Source organism: Polaromonas sp. AER18D-145 (genome assembly GCF_002379095.1).
Taxonomy (GTDB): Bacteria; Pseudomonadota; Gammaproteobacteria; order Burkholderiales; family Burkholderiaceae_C; genus Polaromonas.
On the sequence record NZ_NBZV01000131.1, the window covers coordinates 1 to 398 of the forward strand.

The window sequence follows — 398 nt, forward strand, 5'->3', positions numbered from 1 at the left end:
TCAGCGGCCACCACCGCAAAGCCTCTGCCTTGTTCCCCGGCCCGGGCCGCTTCGACCGCGGCGTTCAGAGCAAGAATATTGGTCTGGAAGGCGATGCCGTCGATCACGCCGATGATGTCGACGATCTTTCTGGACGAGGCGTTGATGGCGCCCATGGTGCCCACCACTTCGGCGACCACGCTGCCGCCCTTAACGGCCACGCTGGAGGCGGTCACCGCCAGCTGGTTGGCCTGGCGGGCGTTGTCGGCGTTCTGTTTGACGGTGCTGGTCAGCTCTTCCATCGACGCTGCGGTCTCTTCCAGGGAGCTGGCCTGCTCTTCGGTCCGGGACGACAGGTCGTGGTTGCCGGCGGCAATCTGGCTGGACGCTGTCGCTATCGTGTCGGTGCCGCTGCGGAC

General features: G+C 65.8%; 1 protein-coding gene. It reads right to left on the bottom strand.

Annotated elements, in window-relative coordinates:
* Window positions 1-398 (bottom strand): methyl-accepting chemotaxis protein (locus B7G52_RS23895; RefSeq protein WP_240523601.1); only part of this gene is annotated, 398 nt, incomplete at both ends.